At 62.8% G+C, this 24,117-nt stretch carries 19 protein-coding genes; 6 read left to right on the forward strand and 13 right to left on the reverse strand.

What is annotated here, in order from left to right:
• Position 1: 1 nt before the first annotated feature.
• The 3 genes from J7I85_RS16120 to pseI are packed head-to-tail and all read left to right on the forward strand — an operon-like array spanning position 2 to position 3,532.
• The gene (locus J7I85_RS16120; protein ID WP_214853509.1) at positions 2-1,033 is read left to right on the forward strand and encodes a hypothetical protein; all 1,032 of its coding nucleotides are present in this window, start codon (positions 2-4) and stop codon (positions 1,031-1,033) included.
• Positions 1,026-2,420: a lipopolysaccharide biosynthesis protein gene (locus J7I85_RS16125; RefSeq protein WP_214853513.1), complete on the forward strand. Its 1,395-nt coding sequence runs from the start codon at positions 1,026-1,028 to the stop codon at positions 2,418-2,420. Before J7I85_RS16120 ends, J7I85_RS16125 begins: the two co-directional genes overlap by 8 nt.
• Positions 2,421-2,479: 59 nt before the next feature.
• Entirely contained in the window at positions 2,480-3,532 is a 1,053-nt protein-coding gene (gene pseI, locus J7I85_RS16130) for a pseudaminic acid synthase (protein WP_214853515.1), read from the forward strand.
• Positions 3,533-3,692: 160 nt separating this feature from the next.
• On the opposite strand, the gene J7I85_RS25750 is transcribed toward pseI, so the two are convergent.
• The 7 genes from J7I85_RS25750 to J7I85_RS16165 form a co-directional block, all read right to left on the reverse strand.
• Entirely contained in the window at positions 3,693-5,066 is a 1,374-nt protein-coding gene (locus J7I85_RS25750; RefSeq protein ID WP_214853517.1) for a bifunctional UDP-2,4-diacetamido-2,4,6-trideoxy-beta-L-altropyranose hydrolase/GNAT family N-acetyltransferase, read from the reverse strand.
• Between the two features lie 122 nt (positions 5,067-5,188).
• Complete coding sequence (locus tag J7I85_RS16140; RefSeq protein WP_214853519.1) at positions 5,189-5,935, reverse strand: cytidylyltransferase domain-containing protein; 747 nt, start codon at positions 5,933-5,935, stop codon at positions 5,189-5,191.
• Positions 5,932-7,059 carry an aminotransferase class V-fold PLP-dependent enzyme gene (locus J7I85_RS16145; RefSeq protein WP_214853521.1) on the reverse strand — a complete coding sequence of 376 codons (1,128 nt, stop codon included), beginning with the start codon at positions 7,057-7,059 and terminating at the stop codon, positions 5,932-5,934. The genes J7I85_RS16140 and J7I85_RS16145 overlap by 4 nt, the downstream gene beginning before the upstream one ends.
• Positions 7,060-7,062: 3 nt before the next feature.
• Complete coding sequence (gene pseB, locus J7I85_RS16150; protein WP_214853523.1) at positions 7,063-8,049, reverse strand: UDP-N-acetylglucosamine 4,6-dehydratase (inverting); 987 nt, start codon at positions 8,047-8,049, stop codon at positions 7,063-7,065.
• Positions 8,050-8,225: 176 nt separating this feature from the next.
• On the reverse strand, positions 8,226-9,047 hold the full coding sequence (locus tag J7I85_RS16155; RefSeq protein WP_214853526.1) for a glycosyltransferase: 822 nt from the start codon (positions 9,045-9,047) through the stop codon (positions 8,226-8,228).
• Position 9,048: 1 nt separating this feature from the next.
• The gene (locus tag J7I85_RS16160) at positions 9,049-9,405 is read right to left on the reverse strand and encodes a DUF2304 domain-containing protein (RefSeq protein ID WP_214853530.1); all 357 of its coding nucleotides are present in this window, start codon (positions 9,403-9,405) and stop codon (positions 9,049-9,051) included.
• A gap of 3 nt (positions 9,406-9,408) precedes the next feature.
• Entirely contained in the window at positions 9,409-10,074 is a 666-nt protein-coding gene (locus J7I85_RS16165) for a glycosyltransferase family 2 protein (protein ID WP_308159522.1), read from the reverse strand.
• Positions 10,075-10,187: 113 nt separating this feature from the next.
• Between J7I85_RS16165 and J7I85_RS16170 the strand changes: the two genes are divergently transcribed.
• Positions 10,188-12,257: a DUF6541 family protein gene (locus J7I85_RS16170; protein WP_214853535.1), complete on the forward strand. Its 2,070-nt coding sequence runs from the start codon at positions 10,188-10,190 to the stop codon at positions 12,255-12,257.
• Positions 12,258-12,341: 84 nt separating this feature from the next.
• Here J7I85_RS16170 and J7I85_RS16175 read toward each other — a convergent pair whose 3' ends face one another.
• Genes J7I85_RS16175 through glf form a run of 4 tightly spaced genes read right to left on the reverse strand, consistent with a single transcriptional unit; the run spans position 12,342 to position 17,152 of the window.
• The gene (locus J7I85_RS16175; RefSeq protein WP_251024425.1) at positions 12,342-13,085 is read right to left on the reverse strand and encodes an ABC transporter ATP-binding protein; all 744 of its coding nucleotides are present in this window, start codon (positions 13,083-13,085) and stop codon (positions 12,342-12,344) included.
• Positions 13,069-13,947, reverse strand: a complete 879-nt coding sequence (locus J7I85_RS16180; protein WP_214853537.1) for an ABC transporter permease — start codon at positions 13,945-13,947, stop codon at positions 13,069-13,071. The genes J7I85_RS16175 and J7I85_RS16180 overlap by 17 nt, the downstream gene beginning before the upstream one ends.
• Positions 13,944-15,968 (reverse strand): glycosyltransferase, encoded by a 2,025-nt coding sequence (locus J7I85_RS16185; RefSeq protein ID WP_214853539.1) that lies wholly within the window; start codon positions 15,966-15,968, stop codon positions 13,944-13,946. Before J7I85_RS16185 ends, J7I85_RS16180 begins: the two co-directional genes overlap by 4 nt.
• Positions 15,965-17,152: a UDP-galactopyranose mutase gene (glf, locus tag J7I85_RS16190; RefSeq protein ID WP_214853541.1), complete on the reverse strand. Its 1,188-nt coding sequence runs from the start codon at positions 17,150-17,152 to the stop codon at positions 15,965-15,967. The genes J7I85_RS16185 and glf overlap by 4 nt, the downstream gene beginning before the upstream one ends.
• 192 nt (positions 17,153-17,344) lie before the next feature.
• Between glf and J7I85_RS16195 the strand changes: the two genes are divergently transcribed.
• Positions 17,345-21,574, forward strand: coding sequence for an FtsK/SpoIIIE domain-containing protein (locus J7I85_RS16195; protein WP_214853543.1), 4,230 nt, complete (start codon positions 17,345-17,347; stop codon positions 21,572-21,574).
• On the opposite strand, the gene J7I85_RS16200 is transcribed toward J7I85_RS16195, so the two are convergent.
• Positions 21,571-22,068 carry a hypothetical protein gene (locus J7I85_RS16200; protein WP_373427291.1) on the reverse strand — a complete coding sequence of 166 codons (498 nt, stop codon included), beginning with the start codon at positions 22,066-22,068 and terminating at the stop codon, positions 21,571-21,573. The genes J7I85_RS16195 and J7I85_RS16200 overlap by 4 nt on opposite strands.
• Positions 22,069-22,301: 233 nt before the next feature.
• Between J7I85_RS16200 and J7I85_RS16205 the strand changes: the two genes are divergently transcribed.
• On the forward strand, positions 22,302-22,550 hold the full coding sequence (locus J7I85_RS16205) for a WhiB family transcriptional regulator (RefSeq protein WP_003804966.1): 249 nt from the start codon (positions 22,302-22,304) through the stop codon (positions 22,548-22,550).
• Between the two features lie 94 nt (positions 22,551-22,644).
• On the opposite strand, the gene J7I85_RS16210 is transcribed toward J7I85_RS16205, so the two are convergent.
• Entirely contained in the window at positions 22,645-24,114 is a 1,470-nt protein-coding gene (locus J7I85_RS16210) for a sensor histidine kinase (RefSeq protein ID WP_214853547.1), read from the reverse strand.
• Positions 24,115-24,117 lie beyond the last annotated feature (3 nt).

Genomic DNA, 24,117 nt, shown 5'->3' on the forward strand with positions numbered 1-24,117 from the left:
AATGGACATTCAGAACCACTTCTATGGCCATTCCGCCGTGCTTGCAGGCTATGCAGGGCTGCAGCGACCCCGTCACATGGCCGGGCTCTTGCAGCATGGATGGACGCCTGTGACGCCGATCCGCACGCACTTCGCCGATCTTGCCGACTCGGCGCCCCAGGGAAACCTATTCACATGGACCCATGCTTCCCGGGGATGGAGCGAAGAGGAATCGGTGCGTGAAACGGGTTTCGCCAGCACCCCCATTGGTTCGCCCGCTCTGTATCTTGCCGAAATGGTCAGGAACAGTGGGGTGGCGATAGAACGCTCTATCGACGCGGTCGTGTTTCCTTTCCATGGGACCCGTCTCCTAGACGTCGAAGGCGATCATCAGGGATACGCCAAGGAGGTATTCGAGCGGGAGGGCTCGGCGTTGGTCTGCATGCACGTCGACGATCTGCAGAAGCCCGAAATTGTCGAAGCCTGGCGACAGGCTGGCCACAGCATCACAACAGCTGGCGAACGCCGCGACCCTGCGTTCCTTGCCCGGGTCATGTGGCTGCTGATGAGCTCCAAGAAGGTGGTTTCAAACCGGCTCGCCACCGCGCTGATGTACGGCGCTGCAGTGGAAACCCCGGTTAGCCTGTACGGCCCGCATTTCCAGATAGCTGGCGTCCAGGAGACATCGTCTGAGGAGTACCTGAGAAGCCTCTGGCCCGAGTTCTACGAGGAAAGCATCTCGGTTCCTGTCCTGCAGAAGATCGCGTACGCGGAGCTAGGCCACGAGTACATGAAGTCGCCCTCCGACCTGCGCAGCGTCCTGGGTTGGGATTCACGCGGACTTCGGCCCTTTGCCGATTACTGGATCGGCGCCCCCTGGACAAAGGCAAAGTCGATTTTGGGCCTGAAGCAACGCAAAGTTGGGCCCGTCGTCAACGAGGCGAAGCTGTCCCCCCTGCACTTCCTGAAGGATCCATTCGAACACCTGCCGGACAGACTCCCGCGTTCGGCGTCCACAAGATTGGTCGCTCCCGATTTCATCAACGTTGGCTAAATCCTCACCAGCACGCCCGTCCCACGCCAGGCAGTCCCTTTACTATCTTCTGGGTGCTGCGCTCCAAGGAACGGGTGCATTGCTGGTGCAGCCGTTTTCCATCAGAATTCTTGACGCTACACAGTGGGGTCGGGTAGGCCTCTCGGCCGTACTCCTGCAGGTCGGCCAGGTTGTGTTGTCCGCCGGCCTGCCCCTTGCGATCACGCGGGCTTATTTTGGGCCTTCAGACGGACCCACCCACGCCCGGGCGATCAACGGCGCCAATATCATTCTCAGTCTGACACTTTCAGTCCTGGCCGCCGCCGGCTACTTCGTGCTGGAGCCAAACCGGGACATTGCGATCACGATCTCGTGCGCCATCCTGGCAACCGGGCTGCTGAGCTCCGTCGTCAGCACGCAGGCGATTCTCCGCAGTCAGGGCCGGGCTCTGGCATTTGTCTTGCTCAGCGGCGGCGCCTCGTTGGTATCCCACTTGGCCGGACTGCTCGCTATCAGCCTCATTTCGCCGGATTCCGCGACCTACATGGCTGCTTTCGTCGTCGGAATGCTGGCCACAGCAATAGCGGGCTTGGCACTCGCGCCGCCGCTCTGGCCTTCCAAGGCAAAGAAAGCGGTCGGGTCAGCCTTTCGCCTTGGACTGCCGGTCTTGCCCCACAGTTTGGCGATCATGTTGCTGATGCAGGGAGACACCTTCCTGGTGCAGCACTTCCAGGATTCAGAATCCGCCGGTCGCTACGTGGCGGCCGCCGCGTTCGCTCTGGGACCCTTCGCCATCCTCTCCGGGCTCAACAACGTCTGGACGGCCCGGATCCTCGAAGCATCACATGGTGAGCATCTTGGGAAGATAGTCAGAAAAGTAGGAAACCAGACCGCTTTGGTGGGTGGGGCGATCGCCATCGGCGCATCGGCTGCTGCGACACTGGGCATGCTGGTCCTCAAAGGCGAGGACCACCAAGTCACGCAGTTGGCGAAGGTCTTGCCCGGCGCAGCCTGTGGCTACGCCCTCTATTTGGTGGCGATGTCCGTCATGTTTGCCCGGCAGAAGACCAGCGCCTTCACCTGGGTGACTCCCCTCCTCCTCGTTGTAGGAACCGTCGTTGCCGTTGTTCCGGCGCAGGGGGAGCAGTACTGGCTGCTTGGAGCAGTCAAGGCGGTCACCTTTGCGGGTCTGGGCATGGCCTACTGCGTTCTGGCCGCAAGAATGCTTCCAGGATCCATTCCCCTCCGGTCGTTCGCGGCGGCTGCCATGGCCTCCACGGCGGCCATCGCCGCAAACTTCCTGCTCCCAACCACGGTGTCGGCCGGGATCGTCAGCGCAGCGCTGGCCGCCGCAGCCGCCGCAGCAGGTTTTTTTGTCCTCCGCAAGCGGGGTCTAGCATCATGGTAGGCCCTCCTTTCACCCGCACCAGCAGCGTCAAACAAGCGCCTAAGCGAGATAGGTAACTAATGCAAGCATCCTACGAAGTGTCCGGCCACAGGATTGGCAACTCCGAACGGCCGTTCATCATTGCCGAAGTGTCGGGCAACCACAACGGTGACCTGCAGCGCGCTCTCGACATCGTCGATATGGTCGCCGAGTCTGGCGCCCAGGCCGTCAAGCTGCAAAGCTACACCGCGGACACCATCACTATCGATTCCAACAAACCCCAGTTCAACATCAGCGCCGACCACCCGCTTTGGGGTGGCAAGAACCTGTACCAGCTTTACACGGAGGCCCACACTCCATGGGAGTGGCATGCCCCGATTTTCGAACGCGCACGTTCCCGGGGGCTGATCCCGTTCTCCAGTCCGTTTGATGCATCTGCCGTGGAACTGCTGGAATCCCTCGACGCTCCGCTTTACAAAATCGCTTCCCTCGAAATCGGCGACTTGCCGCTCCTCCGGCTTGTTGCCCGTACCGGAAAGCCCATCATCCTGTCTAATGGCGCGGCTTCGATGACGGACATCGATACCGCTGTCCAGACCATCCGGGCGGAGGGTAACGACCAGATCGTGGTCCTTGCCTGCACGTCCTCGTACCCAGCGGCAGCCTCAGAATCGAACCTACGCACCATCCCCGTACTTCGGGACGCCTTCGGTGTCCAGGTGGGGCTCTCGGACCACACGATGGGCATCGGCGCAGCGATTGCTGCAGTTGCACTTGGCGCCACGGTTATCGAGAAGCACGTCACGCTGAGCCGTGCGGATGGGGGCGTCGACTCCGACTTCTCCCTGGAACCGGCCGAGCTTGCCGCGCTGGTTCAGGAGAGCCAGACTGCGTGGGAGGCCCTCGGATCGCCGGTCATCCGGCAGACCGCCAGCGAATCCGAAAGCCAGCGACTTCGGCGTTCACTGTACGTAGTCAAACCCGTGAGGGCAGGCGAACTCGCATCGCCAGAGAACGTCCGTTCCATCCGGCCCGCCGGAGGCCTTGAACCCGGCATGTACGAAACAGTTCTTGGGCGTCCCTTCCGCACGGACTGTGAAGCCGGCACGCCCCTTACCTGGGACGTCGTTTAGCCTAAGCGACTGTAGGCCACCTCGGCAGTTTGCGTGCGGCCAATAGACGGAAGACCCCTGGTTGGCATGCGCCGACCAGGGGTCTTTCTTTATCGTGATTCGCCCATACCCATATAAGAAGCAACCGGGCCTGGTTTTTAGAACGTATGTGATTCTCCGGTCACGGGCGGGGAACTGGGCCGCCTCGTCTCACAAGGTGATACCAGCTTTCCTCGCCGGAACCGTCGAGCGTCCCTTCATATCCTGCATTGAGGAACAGCTTGTAGGACGCAACGTTTGAGTCCAGCATCGAGGCGTGCAGCACAGCTTCGGGACGGCGTTCCAGAAAATAACGCTCTGCCTCCAAGAGGATCTCGGCGGCCCGGCCTCGCCCCCGCATAGCCGGAGCAACCGTGATGGAGACTTCCCAGTGCCCGTCCTCGAGTACATGGAACCTCACGGTCCCCGCCGGCTGACCGTCGCATTGCACGATGAGGAGACAGACTCCCGGATCCTTGACGACACGAGACACCCAAGCCACGTGTGTGTCCCAGGCTAGCTCATCCTTCTCCCGCGAAACCTGGCGGACAGTCGGGTCGTTCCGCCAATCAAAGAGCTGCCCCGCGTCATGGATCTCTGCGGGCCTAACCGAGATTCCAGCCGATTCGGCGGCCATCTGCTCCCAATACCGCACGATCGCGTCTGCTCCCCCGCCGTCTACTACGCTCCGCGCCTGGACTCCCAGGCGGAGACGTCGCACATCGTCTTGGAGCAGGCCGCGCAGCGCTGCAACTGCTGATGGCTTGTCCAGCTGCCCCATGCTCGCGTTCCCTAGGCCAAGGGCCATTCCGTTACCCGTTGCGAACGTGTAATTGTCGGCTTGGTTCTCAACGAGCTGCACCAAGGCCATGGGTACGCCCAGCGTCGCCAGCTCCCAGGTTGTAGTGCCGGCTCCGCTGATCACGAGATCCATCGAGGGGAAGAGGTGGGGAACCTGCAGGGAGGGCTGGATCACTTCCAGCGACTGGCCAGCGGCCAGTTCGACGGAGAACCCCTGACGGCCACCCGGGTCCACGACGAAGCAGCGCGATGGTATCCGCGTCTGGGCCCAGAGCTCGACGCACTGGGACGTCATGTCGCGTGCGTCCGTGCCGCCCATGATAATCATGACATCTCTGCCCGCCGCCAGCCCCCTGCTGGCGGTTTTAGCGCCGTCAAGCTCCTGGATCGAACGGCGGATCGGAATCGCCCCGGCGCCCCGGAACAGCCTGTAGGAGCCGTCCCCCGGCCGGTAGCCAAGTTCAGCACCAGGTGAAGGATCTATCACAAGATCCGCCGGGCGCCTTCCAAAGCTTCCGTCCTCCATCGACGACAGGAGCACACCCACCTTGCGCAACTCGCCAACCAGGTCGCCTTGGTCCGCGTACGTATCTATGTGAACAAGATCGGCCCCCACCTTGCAGGCCAGCCGCGCTACAGCTTCGGGTCCGTTTGGCAATGGGTGGATGGCCGAGCAAAGATCCTCGATCAGTGCTCGGCCGACAGGGCTTTCCACTTCACCACTGAATTGGACGCTGTGGCCTGCAGCCAGAGCAGCTTCCGCCAGTGCCATGGTTCGAATGACGTGGCCGAGCCCTTGCGACTTCGTCGAATCACATCTGAGGAGTACCCGCAAAATCAGCCCTCGCTCAGTGCCTTCTGCTCGATGTGCGCGTTGATGGCCACGATATCGGGGCGCTCATCGAGGATGCCCACGACATCCCGCCAGCGCGGCGGAACCTGCGGCAGTAGCGGCGCGAGCTCCTCCAACAGTGCGGCGTCCTCCGCGGTGTCGAGCGTAACCCTGTACTGCGCCGTCGTCGGCCGGAACGTGAGGGCCGCACAGCTGAAGCCGGCCCCCTCTTCGTACAAGGCACTCGTCACATGAGCACGGTGATAGGACTCAGTACGCTCATCCGCTGCGGTGAGCGCTGCAACCGTGGCAAGCTCCACATCCAAGCCCCTGGGCAGCGAGCGGAATTGGGTGGTGGAGACGTAATCGATGCTGGGATCGCATCGCCACAGCGACACGACCTGGGAAATCACCATCGGGTCCAGCAAGGGGCAATCAGCTGTCAGACGAACGACGGCATCTGCACCCGTGACCTCGGCGGCAAGAAGGAACCTGCTAAGAACATCGTCCTCGCTCCCCCGCACTACCTCGATACCTTGGTCCGCCCCGAAGCTGGCGATGGCGTCGTCGCCGGGGTCCACGGACGTAGCGATGACAACCTGATCGATCCCCTGGGCGGCCTTTGCAGCCCGGACAACCCATTCAAGCACCGGCGCGCCCGCCAGGTCGCGCAGCACCTTGCCTGGCAGTCGGGTGGATCCCACCCGCGCCTGGATGACCGCAATAACACGCGGCGAGGTCAGCTTCGTCATGAGCCGACTACAGCCAGAACGTTTTCGATCACTCGCTCAACTTCAGGATCGGTAAGGCCGGGGTACAGCGGCAGGGAGATCTCTTGGCGATAGTACTGCTCGGCTTCGGGGCACATGCCCCGCTTGTAGCCCAGATCCTCAAACACCGGATGCCAGTAAGCGGGAATGTAGTTAACCTGCACACCGATACCGCGGCCACGAAGCTCTTCAAAAATGGCCCGACGACGGTCGGCCTCTACCCGCAGAGGATAGAGATGCCATGCGGGGACCGCTCCGTCCACCGTCCCCGGAATGGTGAGGTTGTCATGGTCCGAAAATGCCGCGTTGTATGCGTCGTGAATCTGCTGCCGACGCTCACGGAACGACTGGAGCCTGGCGATCTGATTGATGCCCAGGGCACACAGCACGTCGGGAAGCCTGTAGTTGAGGCCAAACTCGTGCACTTCCTGATGCCAGGGGCCCTCGTCCGGGAAACGAAGGGACTCCTGCTCCCGGACCAGCCCCTGACCCTTGAACAGCCGGGCCTTGGTGGCCAGGTCGTCATGAGGCGTAACTACCGCGCCGCCTTCCGCCGTGGTCATGTTCTTCGTCGGGAAAAACGAAAACGTCGTAAGGTCGGCAACCTTACCCACAGGGATTCCGTCCAGCAGCGATCCCACGGAGTGGGCCGCGTCCTCGACGAAGAGCGCCCCTGAGGAGTGGGCGAGTTCATTGAATGCCGCGGCATCCACCGGCAGTCCCGCGTAGTCAACGGCTGTGATGGCGCGCGTCTTGGGAGTCACCGCTGCGCGGGCAGCATCCAAGGAAAGATTGCCGGTGGAAGGGTCGACGTCGGCGAAGACGATCTTCGCCCCGGCTATGGCGGCCGTTGCAGCCGTGGCCACAAAGGTCAGCGGCGTAGTCACGATCTCGTCCCCAGGCCGAACGCCCGCCGCCACGTAAGCGACGTGCAGTGCGGCCGTGCCCGACGTAACGCTGACGGCGTTTGCACCGCCGGCCACGGCCGATATCGCGGCTTCGAACTCGGCCACCTTCGGCCCCGTAGTGAGCCAGTCACTCCGGAGGGCTTCAGCTACCGCCTGCACGTCCGACTCGTCAATGGACTGACGACCATAGGGAAGCACGCTTTACAGACCTTCCGCGACAAACATTGCCCGGAGCTCTTCGATACTCAGGAACTTTTCGTTTCCATCCGACTGGTAGCTCCAGCCGTCCTTGACGGGCTCGGCATCGGCAGGAGTCTCGTAGCCCCAGCCGCCGAGGTGGGGCATGACGACGTAACGGTTGCCGACTGACACCGTGCGGCGGGAATCGTCAGCAGCGATCATTTCTTCGTGCAGCTTCTCACCCGGGCGGATGCCGATCTCGTGGGTCGTCGCGTTGTCGTCCACGGCCTTGGCGAGATCCGTGATGCGGACTGACGGGATCTTCGGAACGTACAGCTCGCCGCCCTGCATGATCTCGAAGGAGTCCAGCACGAACTTCACGGCCTGGTCCAGCGTGATCCAGAAACGGGTCATGCGGTCATCGGTGACGGGAAGCGACTTGCCTTCGGCTGCCATCCGCTTCCAGATCGGAACGATCGAGCCCCGCGAGCCCATGACGTTGCCGTAGCGAACAACGCAGAAACGGGTGTCGTAGGCGGCGGCGTAATGGTTGCCAGAAATAAACAGGCGGTCGGCGCAGAGCTTGGTGGCACCGTAGAGGTTCACCGGGCTGGAGGCCTTGTCCGTAGAAAGGGCAACGACCTTCTTCACGCCTGCATCGATGGCTGCGTCGATGACGTTCTGCGAGCCCTGGACGTTGGTCTGAACGTACTCGAACGGGTTGTACTCAGCGGTATCTACCTGCTTGAGCGCGGCAGCGTGGATGACGTAGTCCACTTTGTGGAATGCACGGTCCAGCCGCTGGCGGTCCCGGATGTCCCCAATGAACCACCGCAGTCGCGGGTCGTTGTTGAACATCGCGCGGCACTCGTGCTGCTTCAGTTCATCACGGCTAATGATCACAAGACGGCGGACGTCATGGTTGTCCAGAATTTCCTTGATGAGAGCCTTGCCAAGAGAGCCTGTACCTCCGGTGATGAGCACCGAAGAACCAGTCAGTAGGGACATTGTTATAACCGCCTTGGGGTAAATTCCATAAACATATAAGGCCAGTCCGGGGCTACGACCGGCCCGGGACACACTTTCATCAGCCTACCAGTACCGGTACGCAGGGCTGCATTGCAGCCGGTAGCTGCAATTCCGGAACACGCGCACGGCGAGTGGGCTGACTCCCTCTGCCTGCGTCAGCGGGATGTCAGCGTTCTGATCCGCCGAATAACGCTAGGTGGAAGGTAGTACATCATGTAGAGCGCTGTGCGGAATGCCGTATTCCGGAGCAGTTGGCTCGCTGCCGACTTTCCCAGCGACTCCGCGAGGTTCTTCCGACCGGCGAAAATTGTCCTGACGTAGGACGCCCGCGGATGCACGCCCCGGCTGGTCTGGTCGGGGTGTATACGGTATTCAACGACATCGTCCTCGAGCACTGCCATCCGTCCGCGCAAGGCCAGCCGCAGCCACAGGTCGTAGTCTTCCATCTGCTTGAGAGGGTTGTACCCGCCCACAGCCAGGTAGTCCGTGGCGCGGAACATGATCGCCGACTGGACCAGCACGTTCTGCTCCAAAAGCTTTCCGCGCACGTCGGAACCGGCAGAATGGCCGAAAGCGCCAATCCGGACGCCTTCTTCGTCAATCCACGGCGCCTGGCCTGTAACGGCCACCGTATCCGCGTGGGTGCGCAAGTAGGCAACCTGCCGTGCCAGGCGTCCCGGCAAAGCGACGTCGTCAGAGTCCAGTCGCGCAATAAATTCGCCCCGCGCCTGCCTGCAGGCCTCGCGGAGGGCATGCCCGACACCTTGGGACTCTGCGCCGGACACCACCCGCACGCGGGGGTCGTCTGCCCAGTCAGTTCCAGGGCTCAGTTTTACATTGTCAAGGTAAAGGACCACTTCAAGGGTGACGCCGGTCTGCTGAAGGACGGAAGTGACAGCCTGATCCAGCCATCGATGCATTCGGTTGGTCGGAATGACCACCGAAACGTCCACCGGTTCTTCCGATCGTGGGGACATGCTACTTGCCGTCCGTTTTTTCCCAGACTCTCGGAGTCTCGTCAATGGCGATTCGCCGGGACAACTTTGTTAGCGAAATTTCGGTCTGGCGAAACCGCTGGTACGTGGTGGCCATGAAAATCAAGAGCCAAACAACGACGCCGTACAGGACAAGGTCGGTTCCACGGCCGATTCCGAACCATCCTGCGACCGTGGTCAACATCTGAGGAAAGAAGATCGACAGGGCCGCGACGAAGGTAAACACCATCAGCATGATGCGGCGGATTGCCAGATGCCTGGCGTTTGAACCGCCCCGCATGAGGATCATCGCGACCAGGACGACGGCGAGTACCAGGATGATCTGGATGACAATAAGCATGAATTACCTCAAAAACAGTTCCGCGAGAATGTTAACCGAGTTCAAAAGGGACTGCCCCTTGGCCTTCGAATAATCCGTGTAGATGATCTCCACGGGGTGTTCCACGTACCGGGGCTTCATGGCTGCCAGCCTATTGACCAGCTCGGAGGCATGCGCCATGCGGTTCTGCGTCAGGTTGATGTTGCGGGCAACATAGGAGTTAAAGGCCCTGAGCCCATTGTGCGCGTCCGTCAGGTCCAGCCCGGTGGACAGCTTGGACTGGAGCGCGGCAGTTTTGAGCACGATCCGCTTCATCGGAGTGAGCTTGGTTCGGTCGTCAAGGAAGCGCGAGCCGAGGACGATGTCTGCCTCGTTGTTGAGAATGCGGTTCGCCATCTCGAAGGCGTCAGAGACTTTGTGCTGGCCATCGGCGTCGAACGTCACAATGCACCCAAGCTCCGGATCCTGCAGCGCATACTCGATGCCGGTCTGGAGGGCGGCTCCCTGGCCAAGATTAATGGGGTGCTGTACCACCACGGCTCCCGCTTCGCGGGCGATTTTCGCCGACTCGTCCGAGCTGCCGTCATCCACGCACACGACGTAGGGGAAAGTAGGCAGGAGACCTCGGATTACATCGCCGACAACGGTGCCTTCGTTGTACATAGGAATGACAATCCACGTTCGATTCACTGGACTAGTCTCCCATACCGAATGCGGGGCCCGGGGACGGCAGTGGGCGCTCGCCCTGCTTACAGTATTGTTGGCCACTGGCCATATTTCCCTGAAACTGTCGAGGAGCCCCCATGCCCTGGGTGACATTCGTGCCCGTTTTACTGCTGGCGGCAGTGATCTTCCTGGGGCCAGGGCTCGTGGTCATGCGGGGAGCAGGAGTCAGGGGCCTTCCTCTCTTCGCGGTATCGGGTCCGACGACGGTCACCATCGCCAGCGTCGTTGCTGTGGCAGCTCCATACGCCAACATTGGCTACGGGATTATCCCGGTGGCCGTCTGTGCCGTGATCCTCACAGTGGCCGCATTGGTTCTCCGCTACGTGCTGGCCATGCGCGGCATTGCCTTCGGGGCGCAGCCCCGACGGGCGTTCGACAACGGAACCGATGGTGACGCCGGAAACGGCCCCGCCCTGACATCAGCCCAGGAGTGGATAAGGCGCGGCGCCATCCTCGTTGCCTTCGCGATACCAGCAGTCATTATCGCGGTCCGCTTTAGCAGAATCATCGGTGCTCCGGACAGCATTTCACAGACATACGACAACATCTTTCATCTCAACGCAGTCGGTCACATCCTTCTGTCGGGTTCCGGGTCGTCCCTGACGCTGGGAAACCTGACGGAATCTTCAGCCGCGTTCTATCCCGCCGCCTGGCACGATCTGGTCGCGCTTGTCGCTTCGGCGGCTTCGGTCTCCGTCCCCCAGGCCATCACCGCGGCAAACATCGTGGTCGCTGCGGTGATCTGGCCCCTGGGCACCATGTACCTGACGAGCCGAATTTCCAGCGGCAAGGTTTTGCCCATGCTACTGGCCGGAGCGGTTGCAGCGGGCTTCAGTTCCTTTCCGTATTTGATGATCGACTTCGGCGTCCTTTATCCCAACCTTCTGGCTATTGCCATCATGCCTGTGGCTTTGGCGCTCATCATCGACCTTCTGGGCCTCAACCCGACAAAGCGGCGGGTCGTACCGGTGCTCTGCCAGGGCGTCCTGGTCGTGCCGGGCCTTGCACTGGCACATCCCAGCTTTGTCGTTGCCCTGGTGGGGCTCGCGCTGCCACTGCTTTTCGTCAAGCTTTTCCGGCTGGGTGCCGGCTACCGCGCAGGGCAGGTCAGGGCAGCAGTACTGATCGCTTTCGCAGCAGTGGTTGCTGTCTACGTGCCGCTGGCGTTCCTGGGTTGGGACCTTGCCGGCCAGAGCCTCACGTCATCCCAATGGAAGCCGTATCAGACTGTTTCACAGGCAATCGGCGAGATTCTCGGAGCAGGACCGCAAAGGCGCCACGTTTCGCTGGCGATGTTGGTTCTGCTCGTTTCTGGACTCGTGGCATCCATCGCGCGCCGTAAGCTCGTGTGGGTTCTTGGCATGGCAACCGTTGCCTCCGGACTCTTCGTCGTGGCGTCAGCGCTTCCGCAGAGCGATGCCCGCCACTTTCTCACTGGCGTCTGGTACAACGACTCGTACCGGCTGGCCGCGATGCTTCCCGTTGTCCTTCTGCCGCTGGCCGTCCTCGGCGGGGAAAGCATCCTGCGGGGTCTCGCGGACGCATCCACGAGACTCCGGCTGGGAGAATTCACTAGCGGCGCCCTCCGGATGTCAGGCAGGAACAGCCTCGACAGGATCACCCCGGCCGGTGTTCTGGTTCTGGGCGTCCTGGCCATCGCCGTCGGAGCCCAGTTCGGTTCCGTTGGCACCGAGCAGCAGATTGCCGCCTCAAATTACAAGATTGGCCCCAACTCGCCGCTGCTTTCAACCGACGAGAAGGAACTCCTGGCACGCCTTCCTAAAACGGTTCCGTCCAATTCCCGGGTCTACGGAGATCCTTTCACGGGTGCCTCCCTCACGGAGGGGATCTCGCAACGGCAGGCCGTGGTCCCCCACGTCGTAGGAAAGCGCAGCCCGGAAGAGCTCATTGTGATGAGCAAGATTGACGAAGCCGGTGTTGATCCCTCGGTGTGCCCGGCAGCACGGAAGCTGAACGTCGAGTTCGCCCTGAAGTTCGACGAACGCGAAGTGCACGGCGGCGCGCACCCCAACACGGCCATGGACCACGCGGAAAGCGCAACGGGTCTGACACTGGTGGACCAGCAGGGCTCGGCCAAACTGTACAAGGTGACGGGCTGTGGGGAGTTTGGGAACGGCCAAGGCTAGACTGACCCCCCGCAAAACATGGAGGCAACCGACAGATTGTCGGTTGCCTCTATGTTGTGCGGGTGAAGTTGTCTGTCGAAGCACCTAAAGGCGCAACGTCGCCACGGCCTCTTCGATCGGTCCGTCAAAGGTTACGTTGCCGCCCTCCAGCAGGATGCCCCGCTGGCAAATCCGTGAGACGAGATCCAGGTCATGGCTGACGACGACAAGGGTCTTGCCTTCCGCAGCCAAGTCCTGGATTTTTGCAATGCATTTCTTCTGGAACGGCTCGTCACCGACTGCAAGTATTTCGTCCACGAGAAAGACCTCGGGGTCCGTGTGAACGGCCACCGAGAACGCCAGCCGGAGGTACATCCCGGACGAATAGAACCTCACCTCTGTATCGATGAATTTTCCGATCTCAGCAAATTCGACGATCGAATCAAACTTGTCCTCGATGTCTTCCTCGCTCATTCCGAGGATCGCACCGTTGAGAAAGACGTTGTCCCTGCCCGAGAGGTCATGATGGAAGCCAGCGCCGACTTCGATGAGCCCGGCCACACGCCCGCGTGTCCGTATTGTTCCACTGTCGGGAAGCATGACACCCGAAATGTGTTTGAGCAGCGTGGACTTTCCCGACCCGTTTAGACCCAGCAGCGCCACGGCCTCTCCCTGACCGATTTCCACGGAAACGTCGCGGAGGGCATGAAATTTTTCCGAGAGGTCGCCTTTGCGCCCCTTCAGCAACCAGACAATGGCTTCCTTGATGGACCGCGTGTGGCGAAGCACGAACTGCTTGCTGATGTTCTTGACTTCGATTGCCGTCGTCGTATCAGAGCTCTTGAGCAAAACGGCCCTCCAGTCGGCGGAATGTCAGTTGGCCGAGCCACAGAACGGCTCCGGAAATGAGCAGTGCCAAGGGTAGCCACCAGGACAGCAAGTGCGGCGGCAGCGGGAAATTGCCGTCAGTTGTTGGAACCCAGAAGGCAAAATGGAATGCCTCCACACCCACCGTGATCGGGTTGAGCTGATAGACGGTGTACCAAAACTCCCCTATCTCCTTCGCCACCATGGTCCAGGCGTACATCACAGGCGATGCCCAAGTTGCCACCATCAGCAGCATGTCGACGAAGTTCTCGGAGTCACGGAAATAGACGTTCGCTGCGCCGAACAACAATCCCAGCCCCGTAGCCAGGAGCCCCACCACAATGAAGCCCGCAGCCGCGGCAACTAGCTGGATAAAGGACGGATGCCACCCAGCAAACACGCAGGCAACCACGAGAATCACGAGCTGCGGAAAAAAATGCACGGCAGACACCCAGACGGACGCTACCGGGAACAGTTCCCGCGGGAGGTAAATCTTCTTGATCAGGCCACCATTATTGACGATTGACCGGGAAGCGTTCCCGAGCGCCTCACTAAAAAAGTTAATCAAGACTATTCCGGAAAACAGGTAGATCGCATAGTTCGGAAGGCCATCCGGGTTCCTCGGACTGCTTTCCAGTCCGAGGAAAACCCCCAGCGCTATATAGAAGACAATGAACTGCATCCCCGGCTTCACATAGGACCACAGCAGACCGAGGACAGATCCCCGGTACCTGACCTTCAGTTCCTTTCGAACCAACAGCTTCAGCAGAAACCTGGATCGGACGACGTCATTGAGACCTCGGCCCAGACCCGGACGAACCAGCTCCGCGTTGGGAGAGGTCATTTGTCACCTAGATCGCTGTGGGCTTCGAAGGTTTTCCTCCAAGCCTCCATCGAGGTGATCTGCGGCAAGGCAGCCCGATACTGCTTCTTGAGGCTGGGCCATCTGCGAAGCACGTCGCCGTATATCCTCACGCTGTCAATGAGGAGCTTCCGGACGAGCTTGGGATCCCGCATGTACCAGGAAGCGGCGCTCCCTTCCGCGTTCGAGACCAGCGCACTGTCCAGCTGTGACATCCTCCACCATCTGTTGTCCTCGTGCGGCACAAGCGCTTCCGGGTTGCGCCGGCTGGCATCGGAGAGTGGCACGCCTACCTGGCGGACAATGGTCTTGGCCAGCCACGGCACCAGCGACACGTACGACGGAACGCTGACGCCCTTGCCTCGTCTGGGCACCTTCCGCGTCTTGACGACGGGAAAATCATCAGGGCTCGGCTTGAACTGCGCTTCGGAATGTTCCTTCGCCATGGCCCGGATTGCAGGGAGCTTCGTGGGAAGAATGGCGTGGAGCTGGTCAGGGCCGCGCAGAAGATCGCGCATGGCTTCGATGCGCCCCAGCACCGTGTAGTACTGCATCGAGATATTGTGTTTGAGATCGAGCTTCAAGGAGTTCTCGATCAGTCCGCCGCCCAGATCATATGGGCTGTGGAGGAGTGCATAGATGAAGCGGTTGCGGGTGTGGAAATAAGCCTGCCACCCGACCAGGTCATCTTTGTCGATCCATGAGACGTGCCAGACGGCAGAGCCCGGGAGCGAAACGGTGCTGTAGCCCGCAGCCTTGGCACGCACGCCGTACTCAGTGTCATCCCACTTGATGAAGACCGGAAGGGAAAGGCCGATCTCGCGGATGACCGACGTCGGAATGAGGCACATCCACCACCCGTTGTAGTCGACATCGACCCGCCGATGCATCCAGGGCGTGTCGCGCAGGTTGCGGCGGGCAAAGTTATGCCGCATCTGCTGGTTCGGATTCGGCTCGTCCGGACCGATGACCCACGGGTTCACGATTTCCCCAAAGGTGTGGAGAACGTTGCGGTCGTGAAGATCAAACATGTGGCCGCCCACCAACGTGGGCTTTTTGCAGTAATCGGCAAAAATGCCCAGGCGGGTGATGCTCTCCGGTTCGATGACGACGTCGTCGTCCAGCAGCATGACGTAGTCGCTGCCATTTTCGACGGCCTCGTACATTCCACGGGCGAAGCCGCCCGAGCCGCCCAGGTTAGCTTGGTTGATGATGCGCAGCTTATCCCCCAGCGCGGCGCTCACTTCGGCGAAGCCCTCAGCTTCCGCCAATTTCTCGGTGCCCTGGTCTACGACAATGACTTCCTTGACATTGGCCAGGGCCTCCGGATGTTCGCCGAGGATGCGCAGGTTGTTGAGGCAGTACGCCGTTTTGTTCAACGTCGTGATTTCCACCGTCAGGGTGCCGTGCTGCCGTCGGGGCGCCTGGGTCTGCCATTCCGCACCCAGGAACTGAATATCTTCGGCACCGGCCGTGACATCGAACCAGTACCAGCCGCCGTCGCCGAACGGAAGCAGCGGAAGCGTGAAGAGTGTCTCCGCTTGACCCATGACGCGCGTGGTTTCGACGTGCTGCAGAGAGCCGCGTGCGTTTGACTTGTAGACGCTGACGGTGCCGCGGCCGGAAGTGCGGACACTGAGGCGGATTTCCTGCACCGTGGTCCAGCGCCGCCAGTAGCTTGCGGCAAAGGCATTGAAATAGGTGCCAAAGGAGATCCGCTCGCCGGCCCGGACAGAGGCGGACGTCTTCGATTCAATGTCGTCCGCGTGGACACTGCGGCTGGTGATGGTCTCATCGCCAGGTGCGGCGGAGGGGCGGCCAAATCCGGACATCGCGTCGGTGAGGTCCGTTGAGCTTGTTACAACGCCGGAGTCCATGTAAAGCGGCAGTGTCTCAAGGCCCCGTTCTCCAGGGAGGATGACCCGCTGGACTGTCGTCCATTCCGCCTGCGTGCCGTTGTTTTCCGTGCCGCCCTGAGTCTCACTCTTGGTTGCTGTGCTCATGCGTCCACTCCTCCGCTTTCAAGGTTGGCTCCGCTTTCGAAATGGGGCCGGATCTGGTTGTCGAACATTGTTAGCGCCGACCCGATGGCCATATGCATGTCGAGGTATTTGTACGTACCAAGCCGGCCTCCGAAGAGGACGTTCTTTTCGGCTGCGGCGAGATCGCGGTATTTGAGCAGGCGCTCGCGGTCTGCGCTCGTGTTGATCGGGTAGTAGGGTTCATCGCCCTTCTCGGCGAAACGTGAGAACTCGCGCATGATGACGGTCTTCTCCGCCTGGTAGTCGCGTTCCGGGTGGAAATGGCGGGGCTCGATGATGCGGGTGTAGGGCACCTCGGCGTCGTTGTAGTTGACCACTGAAGTGCCCTGGAAGTCACCCACGTCGAGCACTTCTTCCTCGAAGTCGATGGTGCGCCAGGAAAGATCGCCCTCAGCATAGTCGAAGTAGCGGTCCACCGGTCCGGTGTAGATGACCGGGATGCTGCCGACCACTTTGCCCTTGCTGTACTCGTGCGACTCGTCGAAGAAGTCCGTGTTGAGCCGAACCTCGATGTTCGGGTGCTCGGCCATCTTTTCGATCCAGGCCGTGTAGCCGTTGGTCGGCAGACCCTCGTACTTGTCGTTGAAGTACCGGTTGTCGTAGTTGTACCGGACGGGAAGGCGGGAAATGATGCCCGCGGGCAGGTCCTTGGGATCCGTCTGCCACTGCTTGCCGGTGTAGTGCTTGATGAAGGCTTCGTAAAGCGGACGCCCAATGAGCTGAATGCCCTTGTCGTTCAGGTTCTGAGGATCGGTGCCGGCAAGTTCCCCGGCCTGTTCCTGGATGAGTTCCTTCGCCTCTCCCGGCGTCATGTTGGCGCGGAAGAACTGGTTGATCGTGGCCAGGTTGATTGGCAGGGAGAAAACCTCCCCGCTGTGCACGCCATAGACCTTGTGCACGTAGTTTGTGAAGGCAGTGAAGCGGTTGACGTACTCCCAGACGCGCTCGTTCGACGTGTGGAACAGGTGCGCACCGTAGCGGTGAACCTCGATCCCGGTCTGCTCTTCCTTCTCGCTGTAGGCATTGCCTCCGATGTGGTGGCGGCGGTCGAGGACGACCACCTTCAAGCCCAGCTCACTGGCGGCCTGTTCTGCGATCGTCAGGCCAAAGAAGCCTGATCCTACGATGACGAGGTCAGCAGTCACTAAATCTCCTGTTTCGAATTCGGGCAGCCCAACGTTGTGCATTGTCTGCTGACCTAGCCTACCTGAGTCTCCCCCGGCGGCAGTGATCGCAGTCTTGGCGAGGGTTTGTCCACATACACGGGCATGCAGGATCCGCTCGCATGTTATGAGGGCTAGCGTTTCCACCAAAAGGGCCCGGAAAGGCGGATACGAATGGAACTGCAATGCACCCTGGTGCGCGCTCCCGGGTCCCTATCCCGGGGTGGACCGGTCGAGCTGACGGTCTCGGCGCCGGACGGGTGCCCAGGGTCCGATCTGGAGACCGAACTCTCGCCCCGCTTCCAGACCGGCAGGCTGTCGGTGGAGGGCAGGCGCCTGGGCTTGTTGACAGTCGGCAGGAGCCCCCTCGTCAATGGGGCTGTTCTGGTGGATGGTCCTTCCATCGGAGGCGGGTCCGACGCCGCCGTTGCCGGGGCGCGACCCGCCGGCGAACTTCCCGCTGCCGTGCTCCTCGCGGTGGACAGCGGCCCCGCTGCAGGCTCTGTTCTTCCGCTGCGACGGGGAAGCTACCGAATCGGCCGGACCAACGCCGAACTGACGATTCCGGATGCCGATCTCTCCCGCGAGCACGCCAGACTCGAGGTCTCGGATACGTCACTCACCCTTGTGGACCTTGGCAGCATTAACGGAACCGAGGTCGACGGCAAACGGGTGTCAAAAACGGCCGTCGCGATCGGTTCCCGAATTCGCTGCGGCAATTCGTCCATGTCGCTCGTGTTGGCTGCGCCGTCAGGGGCACGGGACGCTGAGCTTGGGTTCGCTGGGAGCTCTGTGGCGGAGCCGCTGACCGTGTCACACCCGGCTGTGCCGGCGGACCGGTCCATGCTGCTCCTCGGGGCGGTTCTCCCCGTGCTCATAGGTGTGGGGCTGGCGCTGGTGACGGGGTCGTGGATGTTTCTGGCCTTCACGGCGGTGTCGGCCGTAACTCTACTTGTCCCGGTGTTCTCGGGCGCCCGGCAGCGCCGGGAGCTCAGATCGGCAGTCGCGGTGGCAGTTGCGCAGGATCTGGATCGACGACGGCGGTCCGCACCGTCCGCTGCTGTTCTTGCACTGAGCGCTGGGGTTCCCGCTCGGAGCCCTGCCGGCACCGGCCGGAACTCCGAACGGGAGACGTCAAAGTACAAGGGAGCGCCAAGGCCTGCGCCGGGCGTCTGGCTCAGACTCGGCCTGGCTGATCAACTGGCCAACATACGCCTGGAACCGGACCAGCCGGGCTTCAAACACCCCGAGCTGGGGGCGGTGCCACTGCTCCTTGATCCGAGCCTCGCGGTCCTTTCCGTCCGGGGGCCAGAGCCGGAGGTTCGCGGTCTGGTCCACTCGTTCATCATGCAGCTCACGGGATATCCGCTGGCCCGGGGTACCCGGATCGCGATTCATGGACCGGCTGCTGTCCTGCCGCTCGCTGCGCGGTTTCTTCCCGGCGTCTCACTCCATTCAACGATCCCTGACACCCTGGCGGCCGTGACGGACACGTCCGGCGGACAGGATGTGTCCCGCATTCTCCTGCTCTTCGGCGAAGCAGAAGAGGGCACCCTGGAGGCCGGCATCATCGCAACAGCCCGCGGTCTCGGCTGGCGCGTGGTCCACCTGCCGGGCCGGGGACAGCCAGCGGAAAACGACATTGAACTCGGCGAGCGCGGAGCCATGCTTCGGGCGCGGGCCAGGCATCACCGCTTCGTTGCAGACCTGGTGCCCTCCGGCGTTTTCGACCGCTACTGCCGGACATACCGCCAGTCCCTCCCTGACATGCCGGCCGACGGACGTCCCCTGCCTGCGAGCTGCGGGCTGGGCGATGTCCTTGACCTGTCGGTTCCTGCGACCGCCAAGCGCTGGGCGGCAGGCAGGCTGGAGCCAGGACTCACCATCCCCCTGGGCCGCACCGACCGGCGAGTGCGTGTCCTGGATCTTGAGGCGGATGGCCCGCACGTCCTCGTTGCGGGCACCACAGGTGCCGGGAAATCGGAACTGCTTCGCACGATTACCGCCGGGCTCGCCCTGTGCTACCCGCCGGACCGCGTCAGTGTCCTCTTCTTCGACTTCAAGGGCGGCTCCGGACTCAGTCCGCTGACTGGCATCCCGCACTGCGTCGGCATGCTGACGGACCTCGCCAGCAACCAGCTGGAGCGCACGATTGTGTCACTGCGGGCAGAAGTCCGCAGGCGTGAGCAGCTGCTCGCCGCCGCCCGTGCCCCGGACTTGGCCGCCTACCGCCTGTCCTCTGCCGGCGGACCGCCCCTCCCCCAGCTGATCCTCATCATCGATGAGTTCCGGATGCTCGTCGAGGACGCCCCAGGGACCCTGACCGAGCTGATGAGGATCGCGGCCATTGGCCGCTCGCTGGGCATCCACCTGATCATGGCGACCCAGCGCCCGCAGGGGGCTCTCACAGCGGACATCCGCGCGAACGTCACCACAAGCATCGCCCTTCGGGTGCAGTCCGCGCACGAGTCAGCCGATGTGATTGGCACCAATGCGGCATCGGCAATACCCGTCAACAGGCCGGGCCGCGCCTACCTGGCCAGGGGCGCCGAAACTGCCGAGGAGTTCCAGTCGGCATCAATTGCCACCACCGGCGAGGATCCTGCGACTTGCCGGGTCAGGGTGTTTGAGGCCACCGCGGCGCTGGCGATGCTGCCTTCTGTCACCGGCAGCAGCCTTCCGCCGGCAACCCCGTCGGACGCCGCCAGGCCCGTGGTTGAGCTGACTGCCTCCTTATGGGCCGGCATGGGGGGTTCCCCGGTGCGCCGTCCGCTGGCTCCGCCGCTGCCGGACGTGCTGGCCGGTCCCGCCGATCTGGCCGCATTCACCCAAGATGGCCTCGTCCCTGTCGGCGCCGTCCCTGCGAGGCTCGTCCCTGCGGGCGCCGTGCCGGCAGACACCGTCCCTGCAGACGCCGTGCTGGGGACAGCCGGGGACTTGGCCGTAGGGCTGGGCTTGCTGGACCTGCCCGAGGAGCAGCGGCTAGCCGGTCTCACCTGGCGGCCCGGAGCCGATGGGCATTTGGCGCTGATCGGCGCAGGATCCGGTGATGCCGCCCACGCTATGTCAATGGCAATGCAGCAGCTGCTGGCCCATCCCACGGAATGCCACCTCTATGCCCTCGATGCGGACGGGTCCTTGGCGGGCCTGGCGGGCGCGCACCGCGCCGGGTCCTTTGTAAACCTCGACGACCTCCGCCGCGGTGTGCGCCTCCTGGAGCGTCTGGCGGCCGAAGCATCCGAGCGGCTCAGCCGGCTCCCGGCAGCCTTCGGGCCGCCGCTGGTGCTGGTCATTTCAGGCTGGGGCTCCTGGCTGTCGGCCCTCCGCTCCGGTCCCCTGACCCGTGCCGAGGACCATGTCCAGGACATCGTCCGGGACGGTCACCGTGCCGGAATCACCGTGGCGATCTCCGGCGACCGGGAACTCGTGACGTCGCGGTTCTTTCCAGCCATCCCCAACCGCATCTACTGCCCGCGGGGCGCCAGCGCCGAGAGCAGGCTGGCATGGCCCAAGATGCCCGACCTTCCGCCAGTTCCGGGCCGGGCCGTGGCATCCGGTGCTTTGTCGGCCGGGCGCCAGGCGGTCTGCCAGCTCTATGTCCCAGGACGTCGACGTGCCGGTTCCGGAACTGTCATTGCCCTCGGCGAAGCGATGCAGGGGCCGGTGCGGGTCAAGCCCTTCCGCGTGGATCCCCTTCCCGTGCAGCTCTCTGTGGCGGAAGTACTCTCACGAATGCCCAGAGCGGATCTAGCTTCAGGCGACGCTGTTTCCGATGGTCCTGCTTCAGACGTGCCTCCGAATGGATCAAATCCCGCAGCGGCTCGCCCGGTGCGTACAGCCGCCCGGTGCCTGGTGGTCGGTGTGGGCGGGGACGAACCTGCCCCTGCCGGGGTGCGCCTGCCGGGAGGCGCTGTCCTTGCCGTGCTGGGCAGCGCCGGTTCGGGCAAGTCCTCGTTCCTCGCTTCCCTGCCGGCGCTCAACCCGTCGGTGACCGGGTGGCTGCGCCCCGGCCCAGAGTCCAATCCGGGCGACTTTTGGGCTGCGCTCCACCGTGACGCCGTAGAAGGAAGCCTGCACACGGACGCCGTAGTCCTCGTCGATGACGCCGACATGCTGCCTGCCACCTCCCAGCAGCAGCTCGTGGAGCTGAACAGTCGCGGCTGGGCGATAGTTTTCTCAGCCGCGTTCAGCCAGTCACTGATGCAGCGTGTCCCGCTCGCGCTGGCGGCCCGCAGTGGCGGCAGAGGCATCCTTATTGCCCCCCGGAGTCCCCTTGACGGCGACATCTTCGGCCTGCGGATGGAGCTGGATCCCCATCCCGCGCCAGGACGCGCCCTGCTCGTGGCGGACGGCATGGCGGTGCCCGTTCAACTGGCGCTGGCCGGCGACGTCAGGAGGCGTTAAAGTGCCGGCGGAGCGGAAGCGGCACGGGAGGCGAAGCGGATCACACGCTTGTCGAACAGCAGGACGATGGCCGTGGCGGCCGGGATCAGCATCGCGGCGCCGGCCACCGGGAATCCGCCGGTGAGCGTGGGGAAGCCGATGGTCAGCACGAACAGCTGGGCCACCAGCGCACCGGCCCTCGGCCAGCGGAAGCCCCGGAACAGGAACACGGCAACGGCATACAGCCACGACGCAAAAGCCAGCAGCAGGCCGAGCGTGAAAATGGCACCCCAGAACGACATGACAGGCGCACCGCTGGCCAGCTGGAAACCGTACCAGGCTGCTGCCCCCAGCAGTGCCGTGGCCTCGGCTGCCACAATCCCAGAGATCACGGCGGCGGCGCGGGGACGGACGGGGCCCGAAGGATCCGTTCCGGCCGAAGCCTGGTCCTCCGGCACTCCACCGTCTCCGGCGTCAGCGAACGGGGCGGACGGGTCTTCTGGGGGTCTTGACACACTGGCACACTACCCGAGATAGTCGACACACGGCGGGACAGCCCGCCGATGTGATGCATCGCTCACGCTTCTTGGGGATTTCGTGGTCCACTACCCCTTGTTTACACAGCGTTAACATGAAACGCTTGATCCAGATGACCAAGGGGGCCCTGCAGGGCCCCTTTCCTTTGTAAGCCCTAGTGAATATTTTCACAAAGGGTATTGACTTCCCAGGAATGGAGTGACTGATCAGCATGGATTGGCGTAACCGCGCGGCCTGCCTCGACAAGGACCCGGAGCTGTTTTTCCCCGTAGGTAATACTGGCCCCGCCCTTTTGCAGATCGAGGAAGCCAAGAGCGTCTGCCGCAGGTGCCCGGTCGTTGACACTTGCCTGCAGTGGGCGCTGGAGTCCGGACAGGATGCCGGCGTGTGGGGCGGCATGAGCGAGGACGAGCGGCGTGCGCTGAAGCGCCGCGCCGCCAGGGCCCGGCGCGCGTCTTAACGCGCACCACAGCAACGAAGGCACCCGAGCAAAAGCTTCAAAGAAAGGGCGACGGCCGCGGACCCCATGGTCCGCGGCCGTCGCCTTTGTCGTGTTAGCGGCTTGCCAGACTCAGGACAATCTGCACCGCCGTGCCGCCGCCCTCGCGGGGTTGCCACTGGATGGTGCCGCCGAGTTCGCTCGTGACCAGCGTCCGGACAATCTGCAGCCCAAGGCCCTCCACATGGGGCGTCTCCGGCAAGCCCACGCCGTCGTCCGCCACAGTGACGGTGAGAAGTTCCTCATCGTCGTCGCCAGCTGAACGGTCGGCGAGCAGCCACACCGTGCCGGTGCGTCCCTCCAGTCCGTGCTCGACGGCATTGGTGACGAGTTCGTTGATCACCAGCGCCAGCGGCGTCGCGAAGTCGCTGGGAAGCTCACCGAACAAACCTGACCGCTGCGTCCGGACTTGCTGGGACGGTGAGGCCACTTCTGCAGAGAGGCGGAACTGGCGTCCGATCAGTTCATCAAAGTCCACGCTTTGGGTCAGCCCCTGCGAGAGCGTCTCGTGCACCAGGGCAATCGTTGCCACGCGTCGCATGGCCTGTTCCAGCCCCTGCTTTGCCTCGTCACTGACCATTCGACGGGACTGCATGCGCAGCAGCGCGGCAACGGTCTGCAGGTTGTTCTTGACCCGATGGTGGATTTCACGGATCGTGGCATCCTTCGTGACCAGCTCCATCTCGCGGCGTCGCAGCTCGGACACGTCACGGCAGAGGACCAGCGCACCGAAACGCTGCTGCTCGTCGCGGAGCGGGATGGCGCGCAGCGACAGGCTTACGCCGCGGGATTCAATCTCGCTTCGCCACGGCATCCGCCCGGTGACAACAAGAGGCAGCGTCTCGTCCACCATGCGGCGGTCCCTCAGCAGACCCGCCGTAACCTCAGCCAGAGAGCGCCCTTCGAGTGATTCGCCGTCGCCGAGGCGCCGGAACGCCGAGACCCCGTTCGGGCTGGCGTACTGCACGATGCCCTCGGCGTCGAGGCGGATCAGGCCGTCACCCACGCGCGGGGCCCCGCGGCGGGAGCCGGTCGGCGAGGCGAAGTCCGGCCAGAGACCCAGTGTGCCCATGCGCAACAGGTCATAGGCACACTGGCGGTAGGTCAGCTCCAGCCTGGACGGCATCCGCGAGCTGGAGAGGTCCATGTGTGAGGTGACCACCGCCAGCGTCCGGCCGTTCCTGACCATCGGCACGGCTTCGACCCGCAGTGCCATGTCGCTGCTCCAGTTCGTCTCACTGGAACGCTCAATGGTGCGGCTCTCCCACGCCTTGTCCACCAGCGGCTGCAGGTCCGAGCGGATGCCCTCCCCGACGAAGTCGGCGTGGAACACCGTATGCGTCGTGGAGGGCCTGACGTGTGCCAGGGCAACGTAGCCGTGCTCCGGGTGGGGAAACCACAGAGCCAGGTCGGCAAACGCAAGATCGGCCACCATCTGCCAGTCGCCCACCAGGAGGTGCAGCCACTCGGCATCCCCCGGCCCGAAATCAGCGTGCTCCCTGATGGGGTCCGTAAAGATTGCCACTGC

It is taken from the genome of Arthrobacter sp. ISL-65, from assembly GCF_018613795.1.
Taxonomy (GTDB): domain Bacteria; phylum Actinomycetota; class Actinomycetes; order Actinomycetales; family Micrococcaceae; genus Arthrobacter.